Raw genomic sequence first — 21,863 nt, 5'->3', positions numbered from 1 at the left:
ATTCGAGGCTAACAAATACTTTTGTATCTGTTAGCCTCCTAATTATTTCCTTTGTACCTAATATATTTATTACTCGTTTCATACTCCCCTTTTTATCGCTCAAAAGGGATGTTTTACGATTATTTGTCTTTGCCTATAAAGATGGGGGTCTGCCGTCCCCTTCTTTTCTTATTTCTTTAATAAATGTATAGAAAATATTTTTACTGATGAGCATATCGTCTTTGTTTAATTACCACTAATGCAATGGCAAGGAAAGCAACAGTAAAAGCCAACTGAACTAGTATACCATAGATTATTGGTTGAAGCGTAGATTGAGTAATGTTAGTAAGATCTCCTATAGCATCATTGACCTTTACATACCAGAATATCGGGTTGAAGGTTCCGATAGTTCGTAATGTATCACTTAAAAGGGCTTGTGGTACAAAGGAACCACCTAAAAATGATAATCCAAGGGATAGACAGTTTCCTATGGGATCAATGGAATTTTTTGTTGCAAAGGTAGTAACCAAAAAGCTTATGCTCAAACAGAGAATTGTTAAAACAAATGAGTTAACTATAAATAAAAATGAGCCTGTTTGGTTTAAAGTACCTTTATTGATAATAAATGCCAATGCAACAAAGAGCAACCAAATAATAAAGGCAAGCGATAGGTTACCAAGTATAAGCTGAAAATTATAGCTTTTAATACTAATAGGTGCACAGTAATTACGCATTTTGATTTCTTTATTATTGAAGATTAACATGATACGGCCCACCATGGATATAAGCATAGCTATTAATATATAAGATAAAAAGTTAAAATATGCATTGAGGTTAGACATGCTATTACCAGCTATCCTGTCAAGGAAAGATACATTTACTTCTGTTGAAATATCTGTTAGTACTTTCTCGTGTACCTCTTCAAAAGAAATTTCAGGGTATGTCGAAATATACAGTCTAGCAGTATTTAAGTATCTATCAATAAGTGTCTTTGCATATTCAGAACTTGCGGAGTCAGGAACAGACATGGTATTTATCTTTTGATAATTTGATGAAGTAAAACTGTCTTGAAAACCTTTAGGAATCATAACAATAAATTCTGTTTGCCGAAAGAAAAGTGCATCTTTGATGCTTTCCTCATCCATTTCGATTTCTACAGGTCTTGCAATCTTGTTAATATAGTTCTCTAACCCATTGGCCAGTGCTGTATTGTCTTCATTGATAACAGAAACCCTAACTTTTGATAGTTCAAAGGCATCTTCCATCTGTGGCAACCCACTTCTTGAGAAAAAGATGGCAAGCCCGACAAATATAATCGTATAGATTATAAAAACACCAAGGAATTTTTTGGGTACAATTTTACTAAAAGCTTTAAATACTTGCATATTTTTGCCTCCTTAAAACCAATATGGTAATGGTACAAAAGACTAACCCTAGGCCACCTAGCAAAGTAAGGTTTAGGAAGTATCTATCAAAAGTATCATAATAGTATAGTGCATAAAGACCGTCGGTAATTAAATTTGCTGGATTAATATAGGCGATGATTGGAGCCTTTTCCTGAACGATATATTTCATCTGTAAAACCATCATACCGGATAGAAAGCACATAATCATGATGATATTCGACACCAACATATCCTTAACTTCCGACTTTAATTTTACAAGCAACCCGAATAAAGCACCAAACATAGTTCCTGTAAAACAGCCTACTAAACACAGTACTCCGATGTGTAGAATTCTATCACCAAAGTCTACCTTTAAAACCTGTGTGATATAGGTAATTGCAATAATTGCCGACATAAACTGAAAACACATACTAGCAGAGATCATCGATAGAAACGCTTTTAATTTATGTGTAGGTGCAACATTAATTCTTGCTGCAAGGGTAGATTGATTTGCTTGAACGAGTGATATGGCATAGCACCCTGTAACGGCTGAGAAAAGGCAGGTCATTGCCAGCAGTGCAAAATAGTATACAACAATCATATTCATTGAGGAACTTGCGGGAATTTCCTCTGTAAACCCATCGTTAAAGCTTAAATTTTCTAGAAAACCCATTTGAATTAGTTGAGGATTTCCGTCAATGATATTATAAATGGTTGTTGAAACTTGAAGATAATTGTCTAAAAAGATTTTAGCTATAGACTGGTTAAGACCAGAACCGAAAATTACAAGTTCAAGTTCATCGGTATTTTTAATATATCCTGTTATTTCTCTATCTGATAAAAGCTCTTTTGCTTCTGTTTCAGTGGTATAAGATATATCAAAAAGATTGCTTTCCTTCATTGCATCCTCAAGTCCTTCTGGTATTATATGATCTGTTGTTATGATAATTTTAACTTTTTCAAAGCCTTCACTGGACATTAGGTTTGAAAAGGCTAGATTAAAAAATGTTGCTAAAATAAGAGGAAAACAAAGCATCCAAAATAAGGACATCTTATCTTTAACTAGGGATTTAAAGCTATATTTTAAAATATGAAATGACATAATATACCTCCTTAATCTCTTAATTCTTTTCCTGTTATTTCAAGGAATACATCATTTAGAGTTGGTAACTCCGAATAAATTTTACCGTAGCTTATATCATTTTCAGCGATAAAACTTATTATATTTACAAGATTGCTTGCACCATTTCTTTGTCTAATGGTTAAGGTATTTTCTTTTAATTCAACATCAATAACATTAGGTAATTTACGTATTTTAGTTAGATGATCTTCATTTATATTAAAGGTTTCTACGACAATCTTCTCACCAAGTGCGATCATTTCTTTAACTTCTTCCTTTGTTCCTGATGCAATTACCTTACCTTTATCTAATATAGCTAACCTGGAACAAAGCTGTTCAATTTCCTCCATATAATGAGAGGTATATATAATGGTTGCCCCCTCTTTATTTAGTCTTTTGATGCCTTCTAGAATATTGTTCCTACTTTGAGGGTCAACGGCAACAGTTGGCTCATCTAAAATGATTAGCTTTGGTTTGTGAGCGATTCCACAAGCAATATTAAGTCTTCTTAAAAGACCACCACTTAATTTTGGGGGATGAAACTTTACAAAGTCTTTTAAAGCTACAAAATCAATTGCTTGATCTACCAGTTCTTTACGTTTTTTCTTATCAGTTATATAAAGACCACAGAAGTAATCAATGTTCTCGTAAACATTTAGCTCTTCGAAAACTGCTACGTTTTGCATAACGATACCTATGTTGTGTTTTATGCCATAGGCCGCTGGATTCATCTCTTTCCCAAAGATTTCAATGTTACCTTTATCAAACTTTAGTAAAGATAGTAGACAATTTATAGCCGTTGTTTTTCCTGAACCATTAGGTCCTAAAAGTCCAAAGATTTCACCTTCTTTAATTTCAATGCTCAAATGGTCAAGGGCTATTAAGTCTCCATATCTTTTGACTAGATTTTCAATTTTTACTATCACAGTGATCATCCCTCTCTTTGTTTTTATAATCTTATTGTAGTAGAAATATTTAATAAGGGGCAGTGTAATTTGTCATGAGATTAATATGACAATTGTCATATTTTCTTAAATTGATATACTTTGGTTATGCTATAATTAAAGTGAAATTAAGCAAGGGAGGCAAGTCATGGGCAATATATTAAATAAACTAATTATTTTTGTAGGAACCTGCGGGCTTCTTTTGTTTGAATTTACCCCCTATGAAGGGATTATTGCCATAGCATTAGCTATTGCTATAAGTGGACTGTTGGAATATTTTAGTAATGAGAAGTTGGCCAAAGGGTTATTTATAGTTTTTTTTATAGTATCAGGGTTTTATGTTCAATTTGTTTTCTTTTTACCCTTAATAAGCTATGACCTATTAAGAACTAAAAACCAAATGTTAACACTGTTAGCCTTAATCCCCTACACCCTACACCTTAACAAGTTTTCTTTAGGCACCATGAGTGTCTTAATAGGCATAAGTACAATTGTGTACCTATTAAAAGTAAGAGAAACTAATGAAAAGAAACTTCGAGAAGATTATATAAACCAAAGGGATTACCTAACAGAGCTTTCCATTTCTCTTGAAGAAAAAATTAATGAGCTAGTTAGTAAACAAGATGTAGAGGTTAATCTTGCTACGTTAAATGAAAGAAATAGAATTGCACGAGAAATACACGATAATGTGGGACATCTACTTTCAAGTGCTATTTTGCAAATTGGAGCCGTCATAGCCGTAAGTAAAGATGAGAATACTGTAAAAAGCCTTGAAGTGGTTAAGAACACTTTGAATGAAGGTATGAACTCCATAAGAGAAAGTGTTCATAACCTATATGAGGATTCTATTGACCTTTACGGTGAGATAAATAAGTTGCTGAGAAATTTTACTTTTTGTGAAACATCATTAAATTATGAAATAACTGGAGATATGCCTGCCAAAGCTAAATACGCCATTATAGGCATTATTAAAGAGTCACTATCAAATGTTATGAAGCACTCTAATGGTGACCTGGTTTCTATAAGCCTATATGAACACCCAAAGCTTTTTCAGCTTATTATATATGATAATGGGGATAAAAAATTGGACCATGGCAATTTCAAAGGAATGGGTCTTGAGAGTATAAAGCAAAGAGTTGCATCACTAAACGGAATAGTGAATTTCGATGAAACAAAAGGGTTTAGAATATTTATTTCATTTATGAAACCATAAGTATTTCTGAGATGTCAAATAACCATATATATGCTAGGGAGGGGATAATGTGAAAATAGTAATCGTAGATGACGATGTTCTTGTCTCATCATCATTAAAAACTATAATAGAGGCCAATGATGGTTTTGAAGTGTTGGCAATAGCCAATAGTGGGGAAGATGCTATAAAACTATATAAAGAGCATCAACCTGACATTCTTTTAATGGATATTAGAATGGGAAAAATCAATGGGCTGGAAGCAGCTGAAGAAATATTAAATATATTTCCCAATACAAAAGTTCTTTTTTTGACCACTTTTGCAGATGATGAATACATTATTAAGGCATTAAAAATAGGAGCAAAGGGTTATATTTTAAAACAACATTACAACAGCATCATACCAGCATTAAATGCAGTTTATTCTGGTCAGAATGTTTTTGGTGAAGAAATTGTTAATAAACTTCCATCGGTTATGACGAATCAAGTAAATAAAAAAGATTATCAAGACTATGGGATTTTAGATAAGGAATTTGAAATCATTTCTTTGGTTTCAAAAGGTTTATCAAATAAGGAAATCGCAAAGGAATTGCATTTAAGTGAGGGAACAGTGAGAAATTACATAAGCGTTATTTTAGAAAAACTAGAATTAAGAGATCGAACCCAACTTGCTATTTTTTTCTTCAATAACCTACTTTAGCATAGTATGTATGGAAAACCGCAGCAAAACATATCATAACGAATATTTAAGGTCTTTCTCACATGCTTTAGGGGAACTTCAAAGAGGATATTTTGTATAAATATAGCAGTCCTTAAAGGTTATGTGGGATGTAAAAATAGCGTAATTTACGTGAAAACTATTAATTAAAGGATGAGATACCTTCTGTTTTTCTACAGGAGGGACAATTTAGACGAAGAACAGAAGGTTTTAGGTAAAAATGGAATATCTAATTATGGTCCCCTAGGCGAGTTAGGGGATTTTCTAGTTATTCTGCAAAATAATATGATCACTCTATCAAAATGCATATAGAAACGATAATTCAGATGACAAAATGTGGTTCAGACAAAAATAAAAAGGGTAAAGATTTATAGAAGATATGGAGATATTTTATGATGCTATAAGTAAATTAGGATATATAGATAAGCAAGTTCAAACTTTAGTTTTGATGTTGTTTATCTATAGCTCAAATTTGTATTTTTCAGCTCCTTCAAATATGAATTGACCCATACAATGATACGGATATATAATCAATACAAGACAAATCTTATTTAAAAAGGAACAATGAATGCTGCCAGAAATTGAAGTTTTAGGCTTTTTATCTATGAAGGCCATCACAGATTAGGATACTAAAAGGTTCCGGTGTTTTATCAATTCAAAATTAATAAACAATATGAGGAGGGAAGAAAGATGTTTTTTAAGAAAACAGGTTATACAAGAACACTATTACGCATACTTATTTGTTTTACCATTGTATTAATGAATTTGAGTTTTAATTTTCAAGGGGTATATGCAGCAGCACCTTATTCCAGGACAATAAGTTTTGATACTCCTGCTAGTACTGTTGATGCTGGTGATACAGGTCAAACCTCCATCCAGACTACACTAATGGTGGAGGAAGTAGTGTTCATCGACGGTGGCATTGAGGGCTTCAGGGTTCTGGAAGAAGGTGCACAGGGGGATGGACGTCTTGTTGTGGTCCTGGATCCCCACCAAGACGGGCTGCTGCAGATTGCGGCTCATTTGGAGGGCATGAAGGACCTAAACGCCCTGCATATCCTGTCTCACGGCTCTATGGCCGAAAAACGCATCGGTACCACGGTTCTGACTGCTGCCACCCTGGAGGAGCATGCAGAAACCCTGACCCGCATTGGCGCCAGCCTGACGGCGAAGGGGGATATCCTCCTCTATGGCTGCTACGTGGCACAGGGGGAGGCTGGACGTGCCTTCATCGAGGATATCGCACGAATCACCCAGGCTGATGTGGCGGCATCAAGCGATGCCACTGGAGCAGCCACCCTGGGGGGGAACTGGGTGTTGGAGGAGGCGACGGGTGAGATTGGTGTGTCGTCTCTGGACTTAGGGGAGGATTACCTAGGCTTACTTGTTGCAGGGACTGTTAGATTTACCCATGGTGAAGGCACGACTGGGGACTACTATCTAGGGCAGGTAATAACAGACGGGACTTGGGGCTCGGCAGACATTCCAGATATTATATACACCTTTTATTTTGCTAATACAACTAATTCGCCTGTAGGCGATATTATGATCACAGATTATTATATGGGCGAATATGATGTCTCTCCAGGTACTATTTTGCTATGGAGTTCATTTCACCCTGCTGATAAATTCATTATTAGATCCGACGCATCAAAGAAGTTTCGCTTTTCAAGTGTGCAGTTAATAGATGATGGTGGAACTGGTGGTACAATTACTGGTTATAGGAACGGAAGCTCTGTGCCTGTGGCCACACATAATTTTGGCTATAATGAAGGATACCCACAAACGGTTATTCTTGGAGAAGATTTTTCGTATGTTGATGAAATTCACTTCACAAGTAGTGGCTGGGAGTATGATAACAAGCTTTATATTGCCTTGAACAACTTTGTTTTTGACAACCCTATCATCCCTAACACCTCCCCTGTCATCAACGGCAGCGCATCTGTAAGCCTAAACGATAACGCTACTACTACGTCGTTCTCGACCCTATCCTTTACGGACAATGAAGGGGACGGTGGAACCATTACCATCACCTACCCCGCCGCCAATGGTACCCTGTCGGGTACTGGGCTGACGGGAACGGCAGGGAACTATACCTTAAGTGGGGCCAATCCCACAGAGCTGACCGACCGTTTGCAGGCTCTGGTATTTACTCCCACAGCCAACCAAGTGGCGCCAGCTAGCACCGTGCTGACCACCTTCACCCTCACACCTAACGACGGGCAGGTTAACGGCACGGCGGTGACAGCCACAGCCACCGTCACCTCCATCAACGACGCACCCACAGACATAATACTAAGCAACACTACAGTCACTCAGTCAGGCGGCGGCAATGCAGTAGTGGGTACCCTGTCCACTGTAGACCCAGATGCTGGGGATAGTCATGCCTATGCACTGGTGGCGGGAGTTGGGGATACAAATAACGCCTTATTCAATATCAGTGGCAGTAGCCTGCGGGTCAATAATGCAGCCAGTATGGCAGGTAGTTACGCTGTACGCATTAGAAGTACTGACGCGGGAGGATTGTGGTTTGAGCAATCCTTTGCCATTACAGTAATAGATGATGTCCCACCAGTCTTTAGCGTGAGCCCAACGACGGCTAACATTACAGACAGTGGTTTTGAACTATCGGCTACCCTCAACGAGGCTGGAACTCTGTTCTATATAGTGGTAGCACGAGATGCTACAGCCCCTACCTCTGTCCAAGTGGTAGAGGGTGAAGGTTATGAGGGTGTGACAGTGGTGACGGCGGGTAGCCATGTCAGCACCGATGCTCCCTTTGCCCATACCTTCACGGTGGACGGACTGACCATGGCCACCGAGTATGATATTTATATGGTTGGGCGTGATGTCGCCAATAACTTGATGGGATCCCCTAGTGTCATAGGCGTGACCACCGCCGATAACACCCCTATTCTGGAAGGAATTGTGGGCGCGGTCAGCTGGCAGGAAAACACCGCTTCTGGTTCTTCATTGAGCGGTGATGCGATCTATCTGTTCTCTGATGCTTCGATCACTTCGGTGGAAAGCAGTTTCAATGGGGCGATCCTAACCGTTTCTTTCAGCGATGGTTATCAGAATGGTGATATGATATCCTTCAATGGCACTGCCGATACGACGGTAGGCACCTTGACCTACAACGACGTCGTGACTCCTGGTGAACTGTCGATGGACGGACAGGTGATTGCCACAGTCACCGGCGGATTTGAGATGGTATTGGTGGTAACCTTCACTGACCAGGCATCAGCGGAGCAAGTCAATGCGGTGCTCAACCACGTAACCTTTACGGTCATAGGCAATGATAACCCGACCAACTTCGGGGATAATGCTAACCGCACCGTTTCGGCGGTGTTCGAGGATACTGGCGGACTGAGCAGTGCCCCTTTGGCTGGCACACTGGGTCTGATTCCTTACAACGATCCCGAAATACTGACTGGAACCATCGGCGGCACCTTCATTGGAGGTACAGGGAATGCGTTGCTGTTGGTCAGCGATGCTAGTCTGACCCAGGTGGACAATGTCAACCTTGACGGTGGTAGCTTGACCGTCAGCCTTGCCGCCTATCAGGATGGTGATGCCTTGGGCGTTGCCACGGGGAACGGTATCTCCCTCGTGGGTGGGCAGAATATCCAACATGTGGGAGTCCACTTCGCCACCATCCACGCCGTAGCAAACGGTATGAACGGTCAAGCACTGACTCTTGGTTTTAACAACAACGCCACCCACGCCCGCGTCCAGGCGTTGATTAGACAGCTGGTCTTTGAAAGCAGTAGTCAGAATCCTACTAACTTCAGAACGGCGATTAGTAGATCTGTGAATATTACCCTTGATGATGGAGCTGGAGGAACCACGGCGACCTCAGAACTGAACGGAATAATTACCATCGACGATAACAACGATGCGCCAGAGGTTGACCTGAATGGTGGAGAGTTTGGTGAGGATAGCACAGTGATCTTTTCAGTCGAAGGATCAGCAGTATCCATTGCACCCGATGCCACTATCATCGACTGGGACAGTACCCACCTTACTTCAATGACCGTCACCCTGACCAACAGGCCTAATGGCGCTAACGAAAGTCTGGGTCTGTCAGCGTCAGCCATGGCGGCGGCCAGTGGAGCCGGTTTGAGCGCGTCCTACACGGCGCCCACCGGGAATCTGTCGATCATAGGACATGCGAGTGTGGAGGTTTATCAGACCATTCTGCGTGGCATCCAGTATCACAACATCGTCACGGCGATGTCTGTCGACACCACTGACCGTGTAATCACTGTTACGGTCAGTGACGGCGAAGATACTTCGATTCCGCGTACGGCAACGGTTTCACTGGTTACTGCACCGGTAATCGGTGGGCTCAGCGGAACGCCGATTGCCCATATAGAGGGAGGCGGCGCGGTACTGATTGCTGGTGATGCTACCATTGTCGAGCCTGACGGTGATAACCTTAATAGGCTCGTCATCACCTTGACCAACCCACAGAACGGAGCCGACGAGGTGCTGACTCTGTTGGGCGGTAGTGGAGTGCGTGGAGCGATTACCGTAACCTATACCAGCAATAGCATTATTACTATGACAGGGGTGGCTTCTGCCACCGAATATCAGGCATTGTTGCGTGAATTACAGTATTCCAACACATCTAGCGTTCCGGAAATCGCCACACTGCGCGAAATCACCATCCAAGGTCGCGATGTTGGAAACAACGAGGGCAACAGCGCTACGGTTCGGGTGCAACCAGCGACAACACCATCAGTTACTTCCATCACCCGAACAGGAGCTTCTGTAACAAATGCATCAACAGTTAACTATACCGTTACCTTCTCAGAAAGTGTGACAGGAGTAGCAGTAGGTGACTTTTCCGTAATCACCACCGGCACCATCACCGGAGCATCAGTAACAGAGGTCAACGGCAGTGGAAGTACCTGGACAGTGACCATCAACACAGGTACAGGTGACGGGACAATCCGATTAGACCTCATGGACAACGACAGTATTACTGCAACTAGCAGTGGAATACCCCTAGGTGGAGCAGGTGCTGGAAACGGCAATTTCACTAGCGGAGAAGTATATACCATAGATCGTACACCCCCCGTCATTAATGCTGTATCTATACCAAATACAGGTATGAAGGTGGGGGACACAGTTACCGTCACCATTACAGTAGCATCAGATACCGATACCTACACCTTAACCTCAGGTACCGTAGGTGGTTTTGCGCTTAGTAATTTAAATAAGACCAACGATACAACCTATACCGCTCAGTTTACCGTTACAGAAGGAGGAACTGACGTGGGGGCAGAGGAAGGTATACCGGTGAGTATAGTACTGGGGGATACAGTAGGTAATGAGAACAGTGCCTATACAACACCTATATCCCAGACCAACGACCCCATTAATGCCAACTCACCTACAGAAATAATCCTGACACCCGCCAGCATTGGTGTTGCGGCAACAGGAATAAATGCACAAGTAGGCTCCTTCAGCACTACCGATGCCAGCCCGGTAGATACCTTCACCTATACATTGGTAAGTGGTGCAGGAGATACCCATAATGGTTCCTTTAACATCAACGGCAGCAATTTACGCACCAATACCGCCCTGACTGCCGGCAACTATGACATAAGAGTGAGGGTAACGGACTCCGATGGCAACAGCTTTGAAAAATCCTTTGCCATTACTGTGGCTACTATGTTTACCATAACCTATGACGGTAACGGCAGTACAGGGGGAACAGTACCCACCGATAGCAGCAGCTATATAGAGAATGCAACAGTAACAGTATTAGGCAACACCGGCAGTTTGATAAGAACTGGCTATACCTTTGGCGGATGGAATACCGCAGCTGATGGAAAGGGAACAAACTATGCACCTGGAAACACATTCACCATAGGCAGCAGTAACGTAACCCTTTACACCCAGTGGATACCGAATCCCACTTACACCGTAACCTATGACGGTAACGGCAGTACAGGGGGAACAGTACCAACCGACAGCAACAGCTACGAAGAAAATGCAATAGCAACAGTACTAGGTAATACTGGTAACTTGATAAAAATCGGATATACCTTTGGAGGCTGGAATACTGCAGCTGACGGTAATGGAACAAACTATTCGGCAGGATCCACCTTTACAATGGGCAGCGAAAACATAACTTTGTATGCCAAGTGGATTGACTCAAGCAGCATCAGAATGACAGCAAGTCCGGATAACGTTAGGGGAAATATTAATTTCAATCAGACCTTTATATTAAGCGTGTATAATGACACAGTGACAGGCTCTGTATATGCAAGTGACATAAATCTAGGAGGCGCATTTAACACATTAAATCTAGATTTAGTAGATAATAGCAGCAATACAGTAACTTTAGCAGTTTATGGTTCATTAAATACTCAGGGTATAGGAACCATATCAATAAACCAAAGCAAGCTAAATCATAGCACTACGCCACTAACAGCAGAAGTCGTCGTTAGCTTGAACAACATAAATTACCACGGCAATGGAAGTACGGGAGGAAGTGTACCGACAGACAGCAATGCATATCCAGAGGGAGCTATCGTTACAGTGCGGGAGAATACAGGAAACCTGGTGAAAACCGGATATACCTTTAGAGGCTGGAATACGCAAGCCAATGGACAAGGAAGCAGCTATACACAAGGCTCAACCTTAATTATGTCAACAACCAACCTCAACCTCTATGCAATGTGGACTAAAATCTCAAGTGGTGGAGGTTCATCAGGGGGTGGCACAACGACCGCACCAACTCCAACCCCAGCACCTACACCAACTACAACAACAGAGACACAAGCAATCGTTATAGTAAACGGACAAGAACAAAATATCGGAAAAGAAACAAAGACAACTGAAGATGGAAAATCAACGGTAACTGTAGAAGTTGACAATAAAATCATTGAGAGCAAAATAGATGAAGCCATTAAAAACAATACAACCGGAATGGGTAATATCATTCAAGTTCTTGTTGCGGATGCAAAGTCAGAAGTTATTAAAGTAGAGCTTACCGGAGATATAGTTAAGAAGCTGGAAGAGAACACCTTCAATGTATCTGTTAAACATGATAATATAGAATATATTATTCCGGCAGAAGAATTCACTATCAGCAAAGTAGCAGAAAACCTTGGAATTAAGGAAACGAATCTTACTGATATTAAAGTGGAAATAAAAATCACGAAGCTAGATGAAAAGGTGGTTGAAAAGTACAGCGAAGTTGTCAAAGCAAATGGCGCTGAGTTAGTATTCCCACCAGTATCCTTTGAAGTAGTAGCAAAAACAACAAGAGCTGATGGGAGAACAGATGAGTTGCAAATCAGCAGGTTCAGTAACTATGTAGAGCGGGTCATGGAAATTCCGGCAGGGTTAGATCCAAGTAAAATCACAACGGGTATTGTATTCAACCCAGACGGGACATACAGCCATATACCAACATCAATATACCAAAAGGACGGTAAGTGGTATGCAAAACTGAACTCCTTAACCAACTCTGCCTACTCCGTTATTCGGAATCCAGTGACTGTGGCATCAGTGGCAAGCCATTGGTCAAAGGATGCAGTCAATGACATGGCATCAAGATTGGTTGTCTTTAACCCTGATAGCTTTTCACCGGATAAGGCAATCACGAGAGCAGACTTTGCAGAGTATATTGTAAGAGCGCTGGGACTTTATAGAGAAGGTCCAACGCATGGCAATAAGTTCAGTGACGTCAGTGCAGCAGGAGATAGAACACTAGCTATTCTGATTGCAAGCGAATACGGAATTGTAGCAGGATATCCGGACGGAACCTTTAGACCGGATTCACTAATCACCCGAGAAGAAGCGATGACCATGTATCAAAAGGCAATGAAGATCACAAAACTTGTAGGAAGAGATGAAAACAGATATCAAAACTATACAGACTATAATCAGGTCGGAAGTTGGGCGACATCATACGTAAAAGAAGTATTATCTGCCTATGTTTTCAGCGGAACAACCTCAACAACAATTTCCCCAAAAGCAAACCTGACCTATGCAGAAGCAGCACAGGCAATTAAGAACCTATTGGTGGAATCGAAGCTGATTAATAAATAATAAGTAATGGAACAAATGGAGTATTTTAAGGGTGTGTAGTATTGATAGAGAAGAAATAAACTGAAGTCAGTGGTTTACAAGGATTTAGATGAAAGTCAAAGAGTAATATATATTCCCCTAGATGATAATAAGTTTAGGGGAGTTTTATTTTGGGGATAACTTTCTCAGTAGAAAATATTTGCTATAGATTTCAAGTTATATGACTATACCCCCTCAAAACTATTAAATGTAAACTAAGAATAACATTAAATATTATATTTAATGTGGTAGACAATCAAATTGAATCAGGTGTAGTAATTAAAAAAGCTATGAAAAGCATGATTTATGTGTATGTTAAAAAGGAAAGCAAAGAAGGAAAGCAAAGGGAAGGAAAGCAAAGGGACGGAGTTCATGCTTCTTTTTTTTTCCTCTATTATATTACAGCGTTTATCCTACAGCATTAAAAGGTATATCTATTGCTGATTAGGAGAAAGTGGTATTATAAACCAAATTCGAGGTGATGATAATGCAAAGGAAGACAAGAAACGATTACTAAAAACCCTATTAAGGTATAAAGAAAAGTGTAAATATAAAATATATGCCTATTGCGTAATGGACAATCATTTACATCTATTGCTTAAGGAAAAGGAGGAACCTTTAGAACAGATAATGAGACGTATAGGTGGAAACTTTACAGAAGATAATTTAATATTTTCTTGATACAAAGCTCCAAAGGCACATGATATGCATAATTGGCTTGAAGGAAAATGTATAAAAGGGTACAAAAGGACCAAATATGTGGTATAATTTAGATTTACAGAAATATTTTGTAAAAATTTTTATATATGCAGTTTGAGGGGGAAAATAAGATGGCTGATGCAAGCACCTTTGATGGAGGTCAAAATATAATAATTCAACCAGAATTAGATAAAAGTGGTTCATCTACAGAAACTGAGGATTTCTATGTTGTAGGTATAGGGGCATCGGCTGGGGGACTAGAAGCCCTAGAACAGTTTTTTGCAAACATGCCACCAGCCAGTAATATGGCTTTTGTAGTAATCCAACACTTATCTCCTGACTTTAAAAGTCTCATGCCTGAAATACTATCCAGAAATACGGAAATGAAAGTATATCAGATAGAGAAGGGAATGAAAATTGTCCCAGGATGTGTTTACCTAAACCCTCCAAAGTTTACTGTTGAAGTTTCACGTAATCAGTTTTTACTAAGTGAACAAAACCAAATTAAGAAGGTTAATCTCACCATAAACACTTTTTTTGAATCACTGGCAGAAGATATGAATGAAAAATCCATAGGAATCATACTATCAGGTACAGGAAGTGATGGTACACGGGGTTGCAGGGCAATAAAGGAGGCTGGAGGCATTGTAATAGCACAAGATGTGAAGACTGCAAAATTCAATGGAATGCCTAAAAGTGTGATTGCAACGAATATCTGCGACTTTATTTTATCTCCCTCCAGCATGCCTGAAAAATTATTGAAATATATAAATCAATCTTGGTTGATGAATGTAATAGAAGACGAAGAGCAAAAATCTGATGAAGCAACTGATATCTTGTCGCAAATTTATAATCTAATTAAAAATCTATACGCCACTGATTTCAGTCTTTATAAGCAGAGCACTGTCCTGCGATGTCTTAATAGAAGGATAAGAATATGTCAAATACAGACACTAGAGGAGTATCTTTCATACTTAAAGGAAACTCCAGAAGAGATAGAGTGTTTATACAATAGTTTATTGATAGGAGTAACAAGATTCTTTAGGGATTCCAATGCTTTTGACGTGATGAAAAATAAAGTTATTCCTGAAATTATTGATAGAAAGACAGACAATGCTGTCGTCAGGGTTTGGGTGGCTGGATGTTCGACTGGGGAGGAAGCATATTCAATAGCAATATTATTTAAAGAGCATATGGATTATACTCAAAGAAATATAACCGTAAAGGTTTTTGCTACAGATATTGACATTAAGTCAATAGAATATGCCAGCAAGGGAGTTTATCCCGATAGTATCGCCGAAGATGTATCCCTTGAACGTTTGAACCGTTATTTCATTAAAAAAAGGGATGGTTACCATGTTTCAAAATTTATTCGTGAAATGGTTATTTTTTCAAGTCACAACGTAATAAACAATCCGCCTTTTTATAAAATTGATCTTTTAACTTGTAGAAATCTATTGATTTATTTCCAACCTAGTCTTCAAAAAAGGATTATCTCAACTTTTCAGTTTGCTCTTGAAACAAATGGATTTATGTTTTTAGGGACCAGTGAAACTACCGGAGAAATGGACAAATATTTTTCTACATTTGATGCCAAGTGGAAGATCTATAAAAGAAATAATATAAAGAAGCGGCCACCTGTAGAGGATTTTTCCGGTATATCGACAGATATCAAGGTAATTCAGTCAAAACCTGAAGAAGATTATTTTACTGGAGTAGAAAGGAACAAGTGGGAAATGGAAGGTATCCAAACAATTTTGATAGAAGAATGTTTACCACCAAGTGTGCTGCTTGACGAGAATGGTGAACTTGTACAGATTTGTGGTGATGTGGATAAATACTTGAAGGTACCCAGGGGAAGGGTATGCTATGACATACAAAAGATGGTGCCGAAGGAGCTATCAACCGCCCTTGGAACTGCAATCAGCAAGGTTAGAAAAGAGAGGAAAACAGTTGCTTATTCAAATATTAAAGTCAAGTTAGCTCAAGAGGAAAACAACATTAATCTTGTTGTTAAACCACTGTTTACAAAGAAGAGTGGTTTGCTTATTTATGTAATATTTGAAGAAATCCAAAGTAGTGGCAGCCACGAAGATTATGTTGAAAATTTTGATACAGTAGGCGAATTGCATAGCCGTATAGCTGACTTAGAACAAGAGCTTCAGTATACCAAGGAGAGCCTTCAATCCACCATAGAAGAATTAGAGACGTCAAGCGAAGAGTTGCAATCAGCCAATGAGGAATTGTTGGTTTCTAATGAGGAAATGCATAGTACGAATGAAGAACTTCAGTCCGTCAATGAAGAATTGATGGTTGTAAACACACAATACGAGTATAAGATACAAGAATTGGCTGATTTAAATAATGATATGACAAATTTCTTAAACAGTACAGATATAGGTACTTTGTTTTTAGATTCCAACCTATGCGTGAGGAAGTTTACACCAGCGATTGCAAGGGAAATTAATCTTATAGAACAGGATATAGGGCGCCCAATAAGCCATATATCACATAACTTTAAAAATGAGGATTTAATTGAAGTGTGCCGTGATGTGATGGATAACCTAGTTCCAGTTGAAAAGGAAATCAAGAGCCTGAGCAATAAGTGGTATATATTAAAATATTCTCCATTCCGTACAAATGAAAATGCTATAAAGGGTATTGTTACCTCTCTTGTAGATATTACAGCCCGGAAGGAAGCAGAAGAAAATCAACGTAAAAGTAAAGAAGAGTTAAAAGAGGCAATTGCATTAGATGATTTGAAAAATGATTTCTTTAGCAACCTTTCCCATGAACTTCGGACGCCTTTGAATGTCATCATGAGTACCTTACAACTTCTAGAAAGCCAAAGGAAAAGTATAGGGACAAAGGATGGATCTGATAAACGGGAGAAGTATTTTAATATTATAAAACAAAACTGTTATCGGCAGTTAAGACTTGTAAACAACATGATTGATAGTACAAAAATTGATGCAGGTTTTTTTGAAATCCATCAGAAAAATTATAATATTGTAAACATAGTTGAAAATATTGCATTGTCAGTATCAGATTATATAAAAAATAAAGGTATAGGACTGATATTTGATACAGATGTAGAAGAAAAGATCACGGCATGTGATTTAGACAGCATTGAAAGAATTATACTAAACCTTTTATCAAATGCGGTAAAGTTTACTGACCAGGGTGGTAGTATAAATCTAAATATAAAAGATAAGGGAGCAACTATTCTAATTTCTGTAAAGGATTCAGGTATTGGTATATCGAAGGATAAACAAAAAATTATTTTCGAGCGCTTTAGGCAAGTGGATAAATCCCTTGCTAGAAGGCATGAAGGTAGTGGTATAGGACTATCGCTAGTTAAATCCCTAGTGGTTATGCATGCAGGAAAAATTTCTGTTCAAAGTGAATATGGTAAAGGGACAGAGTTTCTTATTGAAATACCGGTAAAAACAGTCCCAGAAGATAGTAATATAATAAAAGCAGAAGTCAAACAACAAAACAATGTAGAAAAAATAAATATAGAGTTTTCAGATATTTATAAACTACAAAAGCAATAAATCCAAATTTCACCACACACAATCCCCAATCGAGATCCCTTTAAGTAATCACAAAGTATTTTCGTAATAATATCAATTTGCTACCCCAAAAGATGTATGCAGAAAGGTTTATTATTAGGGTAGTAAATTCACTTTAAACTTATTGCTAAAAAACTAAAACTACGATACCTTCAACGTGTATCGTAGTTTTAGTTTTGGAAGCAAAGGGACGGAGTTGCTGCTTTCCTAAGCGGCTTTATCTTGAGGTGATAGTATGCCAAAAAGGGCAATAAAAAAATCAAAGTAGGAATATATCATAATAAAAGCAGGAGTTATGAGAAACATAGATCTAGCTATAGCGTTATTTATTAAATATAATAAAGAGAGTAGTAATGAAGTTATAACAAAGAAGCGACAACCCCGTCCCCTTATTTCCCTAGATATGTCCCTGTCTATGGACAAAAAAATTATTTACAAATTTAACAGAGACTGTTATACTAATTTTATTGAGTATTTGAATATATATTCAAATACTCAATAAAATTAGTATATATAAGTTGTAGTAAATATATTACATTCGCTGCGCTACAGGGATAGTTCCTCAGGCACATAAAAACATGTCTGCCAGATGAACCGTCCCCATGACTCCGCTATTGTACACTAAGTTGTAAAAGTTTTATTACAACTTGTATGGTTAGACACTAAGTAGTAAAGAAAAAAATCAGTGTAGAGGAGGATTATGTTATGAAAAAAGACTGTTCTTTTGAACAAAAGTGTTTAGATGGTCATATTTGCACCAGTGACCACAAATGCTCAAGTGAAGAGGCTCTTCAAAAAGTAAAAAGAGAAATGCCTGAAGATGTATTTTTTCTTCGGCTAGAAGAACTCTTTAAAGTCATGGGAAGTCAAACACGGTTAAGAATAATATTTGCATTAATGGAGGCTAATGAGTTGTGTGTTGAGCACTTAGCGGATACGGTAAACATTAGTGTTTCTGCTATCTCTCATCAATTGAAAGGACTACGTCAGTTACGACTGGTGAAGACACGCAAACAAGCACAAAGTGTCTACTACTCCCTAGATGATGAGCATATAGCGTTATTATTTAATACGGCTCGTACCCATTTATCAGAGGAGGATGATTTTTAATGAAGGAATTTTATAAAGAACACCAACAAGATTTTCATATTGCAGTGGTTACAGCTGTCCTTATATTACTTTCTATAACAAAAATATTGCCAAAAATTTTAACCATAGATACTGCTTTAATTGCAGCGATTATCGGAGGTTACCCCATATATATAGGAGCTATTCGTGCTCTTTTTTTGCAACGAAAAACGAAGATTGGTTTATTAGTTACTATCGCTATGGTAGCGGCAATTGCAATAGGTGAATATTTAGCAGCTGCTGAGGTTGCTTTGATTATGATTATAGGAGAACTACTAGAAACATACTCTGTTAGAAAATCAGCTAAAGCCTTAGAGAATTTACTACATATTGTACCGACGGAAGCAAGAAAGGTAGCTTCAATTCAAGATTCTACAGAAACGATTATACCTAGCAAGGAAATAAAAGTTGATGATTTATTGCTGGTGAAACCAGGAGAGCGGATTCCTGCTGATGGGAAAGTGATAGCGGGAACTACTTATGTAGATGAATCACCACTTACCGGTGAATCAAAGTCGATTGAGAAATATATAGGTGAGTCTGTATATGGGGGAAGTTTAAATCAAAGCCAAGCAATATACGTGGAAGTAGATAAGGTGGGGGAGGATTCACTGATAGGACGAGTCTTGCAGTTAGTTAAGAAAGCACAGGAAGAGAAGGCCCCCATTCAGAGGTTGATTGATCGAGTAGCCGGTTGGTTTGTCCCTATGAGTATTACGATAGCAGGGTTAGTATTTTTATTTACTCAAGATATCGTTCGAGCTGTTACGGTATTGATTGTCTTCTGTCCCTGTGGGATGTTATTAAGCACTCCAACTGCTGTTATGACAGGTGTTGGTAGAGGAGCACAATTAGGTGTCTTAATCAAGGGAGCACCGGCACTAGAAGCCATAAGTAAAATTGATACAATTATATTTGATAAAACCGGCACACTTACAAGTGGAAAGGCTGAAATTGTTGACATAGGGTTAATCCATCCAGATTGGGATCGACAAAGTCTATTGAAGTTAGCGGCAAGTCTAGAAGGTTTATCAGAACATCATATTGCAAAAGCAATCACTAGAGCTGCTACCAAGGAAGGTATAAGCTGGGAGTTAGCTAGCGAATGGAAAAGTATAGTAGGTATTGGAATTGAAGGAATGGTTAATGGAAACAAGGCCTATATAGGAAACAAAAGTGTGCTTAAATATTTAAATATGGAAGTAAATGACGTGATTTCTAATAAGCAAAATCACTGGAATGACCAAGGGCACACAACAATTTTTATTGTATATAATCAGACACTGGTTGGGATGATGGCAATTGATGATCCGATTCGACAAAAGGCTATAGCTACTATTAGAGAGCTAAAAAGTAAGCGCATAAAAGATATTAGAATGGCTACGGGGGATAATGAATATGTGGCAAAGAGAATTGCTAGTGAATTAGAGATCGATCATGTCTATGCTTCTTTACTGCCCCATGAAAAATTAGATATTGTAAAGGAACTTCAAAGCGTTGGAAAAAAAGTGCTAATGATTGGGGATGGTATTAATGATGCTCCTGCCCTGATGCAAGCGGATGTTGGCGTAGCAATGGGTAAAACAGGGACGGATGTGGCAATCGAAGCGGCAGATATAGCTCTTCTATCAGATGCTATTGAAAAAATTCCACTAGCTTTACAATTAAGCAAACGTACAGTTACCACTATTAAAACAAACCTATGGTTGGCTAATGGTATTAACGTATTTGCATTAATTGCAGCGGTTTATGGATGGATTGGACCTGTAATGGCAGCTATTATCCATAACTTAGGTGCTATTATCGTTGTATTGAACTCTTTGGGTCTCTATCGCTTTCATCGACAACAAGATTATGACTATAAGAGTGTAGAAAGAGAAATGGAAAAAGCACATAGTTAATAGCCTATAAACCATCGGGTAAATACTATTATATACAATAATAGAATCATTACTACAATAATAATAACGAAAAATAGTTAAGGCTTTTAGGGTATGAAAAATTAGCTACTTTAGGATTTAGATCATTTTCTATGGCTTATAGAAATATACCAAATTATTGTCCCTTTGTTTTATGGAGTGAAAGTAATGGCTGGAAGCCCTTATTAAACAGGAAATATAATAATAGAGAATAGTCTTAATATGTATAGCAACTTATAGTGCTATCTTAGATTAATGAAGGGGGATTCCTTATTTATTCCGCAAAATATTATCATCTGCCTATCAAAGCCCATGTGGAAACCATCGCTAAACTATCTGGGATTTAGAAGGGTCTTAGAGGTCAAACAACTTAAAATTTGTCACCATGCCACCCATTTTCCACTGCTTTTTCTAAATGGGTGGCAAATCATTTGGTGATGCTTTCAAAACGATTCACACTATCCTGTTTTAGTTTGCTGCTAATAAGGGAGTAAGTATCCATCATGGTGGCAAGTCTACTATGCCTTAGACATTTTTGGATCTCCTTAATATTTGCTCCAGCTTCCAGCAACATTGTAGCATGGGTATGTCTTTTATGTAGAACTATACATAATGTCTCAGAGTTTGCAAGTGAAGTAGTTTTCCTCTGTTATTTATAGAGCCTATCAATTAGTAATGCCTCTGGAGGTAGTTTTCTTGCTCCGAAGATTGGTCTAAGGGCAGGGAACTCTGCGGTAGAATATAAAATAATGGATGTCAGGCTCTAGAGAGGTAAGCATCAAAATGTCCACACCTTGATAGATATGGACTTTGACTAAGGCAGAAGATCATCAACTTGATTTGAGTTAGTAATATCTATATTTGGCACTCTTTCAAATAGATACTGGAGATAATGAAAAGGACTTAAGCTGTTTCAACAATACTGTAGATGATGGTATTGGCAGTGGTACTATTTACTTTATCAATGGAAATCAGTTTATAAAACACATGAATGTAAAAGATTATGATTGAGATATGTCTATTGAATCATAAATAGAAACATTTGCCTCATATCAAGTTTGACGGACACAGGATCGTGATTGTATAATCAAATCATGAAAGGATGTTGAAAGTGTC

14 protein-coding genes and 3 pseudogenes are annotated in these 21,863 nt (G+C 38.6%); 11 read left to right on the top strand and 6 right to left on the bottom strand.

The window, feature by feature from the left end; translation table 11 throughout:
* Positions 1 to 200: 200 nt before the first annotated feature.
* The 3 genes from CACET_RS15105 to CACET_RS15095 are packed head-to-tail and all read right to left on the bottom strand — an operon-like array spanning position 201 to position 3,419.
* On the bottom strand, positions 201 to 1,364 hold the full coding sequence (locus tag CACET_RS15105) for an ABC transporter permease (RefSeq protein ID WP_044824433.1): 1,164 nt from the start codon (positions 1,362 to 1,364) through the stop codon (positions 201 to 203).
* Positions 1,351 to 2,466: an ABC transporter permease gene (locus CACET_RS15100; RefSeq protein WP_044824434.1), complete on the bottom strand. Its 1,116-nt coding sequence runs from the start codon at positions 2,464 to 2,466 to the stop codon at positions 1,351 to 1,353. Before CACET_RS15100 ends, CACET_RS15105 begins: the two co-directional genes overlap by 14 nt.
* A gap of 11 nt (positions 2,467 to 2,477) precedes the next feature.
* Positions 2,478 to 3,419: an ABC transporter ATP-binding protein gene (locus CACET_RS15095; protein ID WP_341410589.1), complete on the bottom strand. Its 942-nt coding sequence runs from the start codon at positions 3,417 to 3,419 to the stop codon at positions 2,478 to 2,480.
* Between the two features lie 157 nt (positions 3,420 to 3,576).
* Here CACET_RS15095 and CACET_RS19615 point away from each other — a divergent pair, with 157 nt between their 5' ends.
* The 4 genes and pseudogenes from CACET_RS19615 to CACET_RS20990 all read left to right on the top strand — a co-directional run bounded on the left by CACET_RS19615 (position 3,577) and on the right by CACET_RS20990 (position 7,892).
* A complete protein-coding gene (locus CACET_RS19615; protein WP_044824435.1) occupies positions 3,577 to 4,641 on the top strand; it encodes a sensor histidine kinase in 1,065 nt (354 codons plus the stop codon).
* A gap of 49 nt (positions 4,642 to 4,690) precedes the next feature.
* Positions 4,691 to 5,317 carry a response regulator transcription factor gene (locus CACET_RS15085; protein WP_044824436.1) on the top strand — a complete coding sequence of 209 codons (627 nt, stop codon included), beginning with the start codon at positions 4,691 to 4,693 and terminating at the stop codon, positions 5,315 to 5,317.
* A gap of 708 nt (positions 5,318 to 6,025) precedes the next feature.
* A pseudogene (locus CACET_RS21385) lies at positions 6,026 to 6,670 on the top strand (DUF4347 domain-containing protein); the annotation flags it as partial.
* A gap of 1,033 nt (positions 6,671 to 7,703) precedes the next feature.
* Positions 7,704 to 7,892, top strand: coding sequence for a hypothetical protein (locus CACET_RS20990; protein WP_242849914.1), 189 nt, complete (start codon positions 7,704 to 7,706; stop codon positions 7,890 to 7,892).
* A gap of 686 nt (positions 7,893 to 8,578) precedes the next feature.
* On the opposite strand, the gene CACET_RS20985 is transcribed toward CACET_RS20990, so the two are convergent.
* On the bottom strand, positions 8,579 to 8,971 hold the full coding sequence (locus CACET_RS20985) for a hypothetical protein (protein WP_242846909.1): 393 nt from the start codon (positions 8,969 to 8,971) through the stop codon (positions 8,579 to 8,581).
* 600 nt (positions 8,972 to 9,571) lie between these two features.
* Between CACET_RS20985 and CACET_RS20980 the strand changes: the two genes are divergently transcribed.
* From CACET_RS20980 to CACET_RS21375, 6 genes and pseudogenes are all read left to right on the top strand, one after another.
* A complete protein-coding gene (locus tag CACET_RS20980; protein WP_242846910.1) occupies positions 9,572 to 13,408 on the top strand; it encodes an InlB B-repeat-containing protein in 3,837 nt (1,278 codons plus the stop codon).
* Positions 13,409 to 13,885: 477 nt separating this feature from the next.
* Positions 13,886 to 14,107 (top strand): transposase, encoded by a 222-nt coding sequence (locus CACET_RS21380; protein WP_082058163.1) that lies wholly within the window; start codon positions 13,886 to 13,888, stop codon positions 14,105 to 14,107.
* A 149-nt stretch (positions 14,108 to 14,256) separates the two neighbouring features.
* Positions 14,257 to 17,682, top strand: coding sequence for a chemotaxis protein CheB (locus tag CACET_RS15075; protein ID WP_052661337.1), 3,426 nt, complete (start codon positions 14,257 to 14,259; stop codon positions 17,680 to 17,682).
* Between the two features lie 723 nt (positions 17,683 to 18,405).
* Positions 18,406 to 18,810, top strand: coding sequence for an ArsR/SmtB family transcription factor (locus CACET_RS15070; protein ID WP_082058165.1), 405 nt, complete (start codon positions 18,406 to 18,408; stop codon positions 18,808 to 18,810).
* Positions 18,810 to 20,729 (top strand): heavy metal translocating P-type ATPase, encoded by a 1,920-nt coding sequence (locus CACET_RS15065; protein ID WP_052661339.1) that lies wholly within the window; start codon positions 18,810 to 18,812, stop codon positions 20,727 to 20,729. Before CACET_RS15070 ends, CACET_RS15065 begins: the two co-directional genes overlap by 1 nt.
* 92 nt (positions 20,730 to 20,821) lie before the next feature.
* Positions 20,822 to 20,962, top strand: a pseudogene (locus CACET_RS21375) (phosphoribosyltransferase-like protein); the annotation flags it as partial.
* Positions 20,963 to 21,174: 212 nt separating this feature from the next.
* On the opposite strand, the gene CACET_RS19950 reads toward CACET_RS21375, so the two are convergent.
* On the bottom strand, positions 21,175 to 21,354 hold the full coding sequence (locus CACET_RS19950; protein WP_341412633.1) for a tyrosine-type recombinase/integrase: 180 nt from the start codon (positions 21,352 to 21,354) through the stop codon (positions 21,175 to 21,177).
* Positions 21,355 to 21,561: 207 nt separating this feature from the next.
* Positions 21,562 to 21,618 (bottom strand): annotated as a pseudogene (locus CACET_RS21250) (hypothetical protein); the annotation flags it as partial.
* On the opposite strand from CACET_RS21250, the gene CACET_RS20570 reads away from it, so the two are divergent.
* The gene (locus CACET_RS20570; protein ID WP_158386093.1) at positions 21,609 to 21,758 is read left to right on the top strand and encodes a hypothetical protein; all 150 of its coding nucleotides are present in this window, start codon (positions 21,609 to 21,611) and stop codon (positions 21,756 to 21,758) included. The pseudogene CACET_RS21250 and the gene CACET_RS20570 sit on opposite strands and share 10 nt — an antisense overlap.
* Positions 21,759 to 21,863 lie beyond the last annotated feature (105 nt).

This window comes from Clostridium aceticum (assembly GCF_001042715.1).
Lineage (GTDB): Bacteria > Bacillota > Clostridia > Peptostreptococcales > Natronincolaceae > Andreesenella > Andreesenella acetica.
This window is presented reverse-complemented; position numbering and strand designations above follow the sequence as displayed.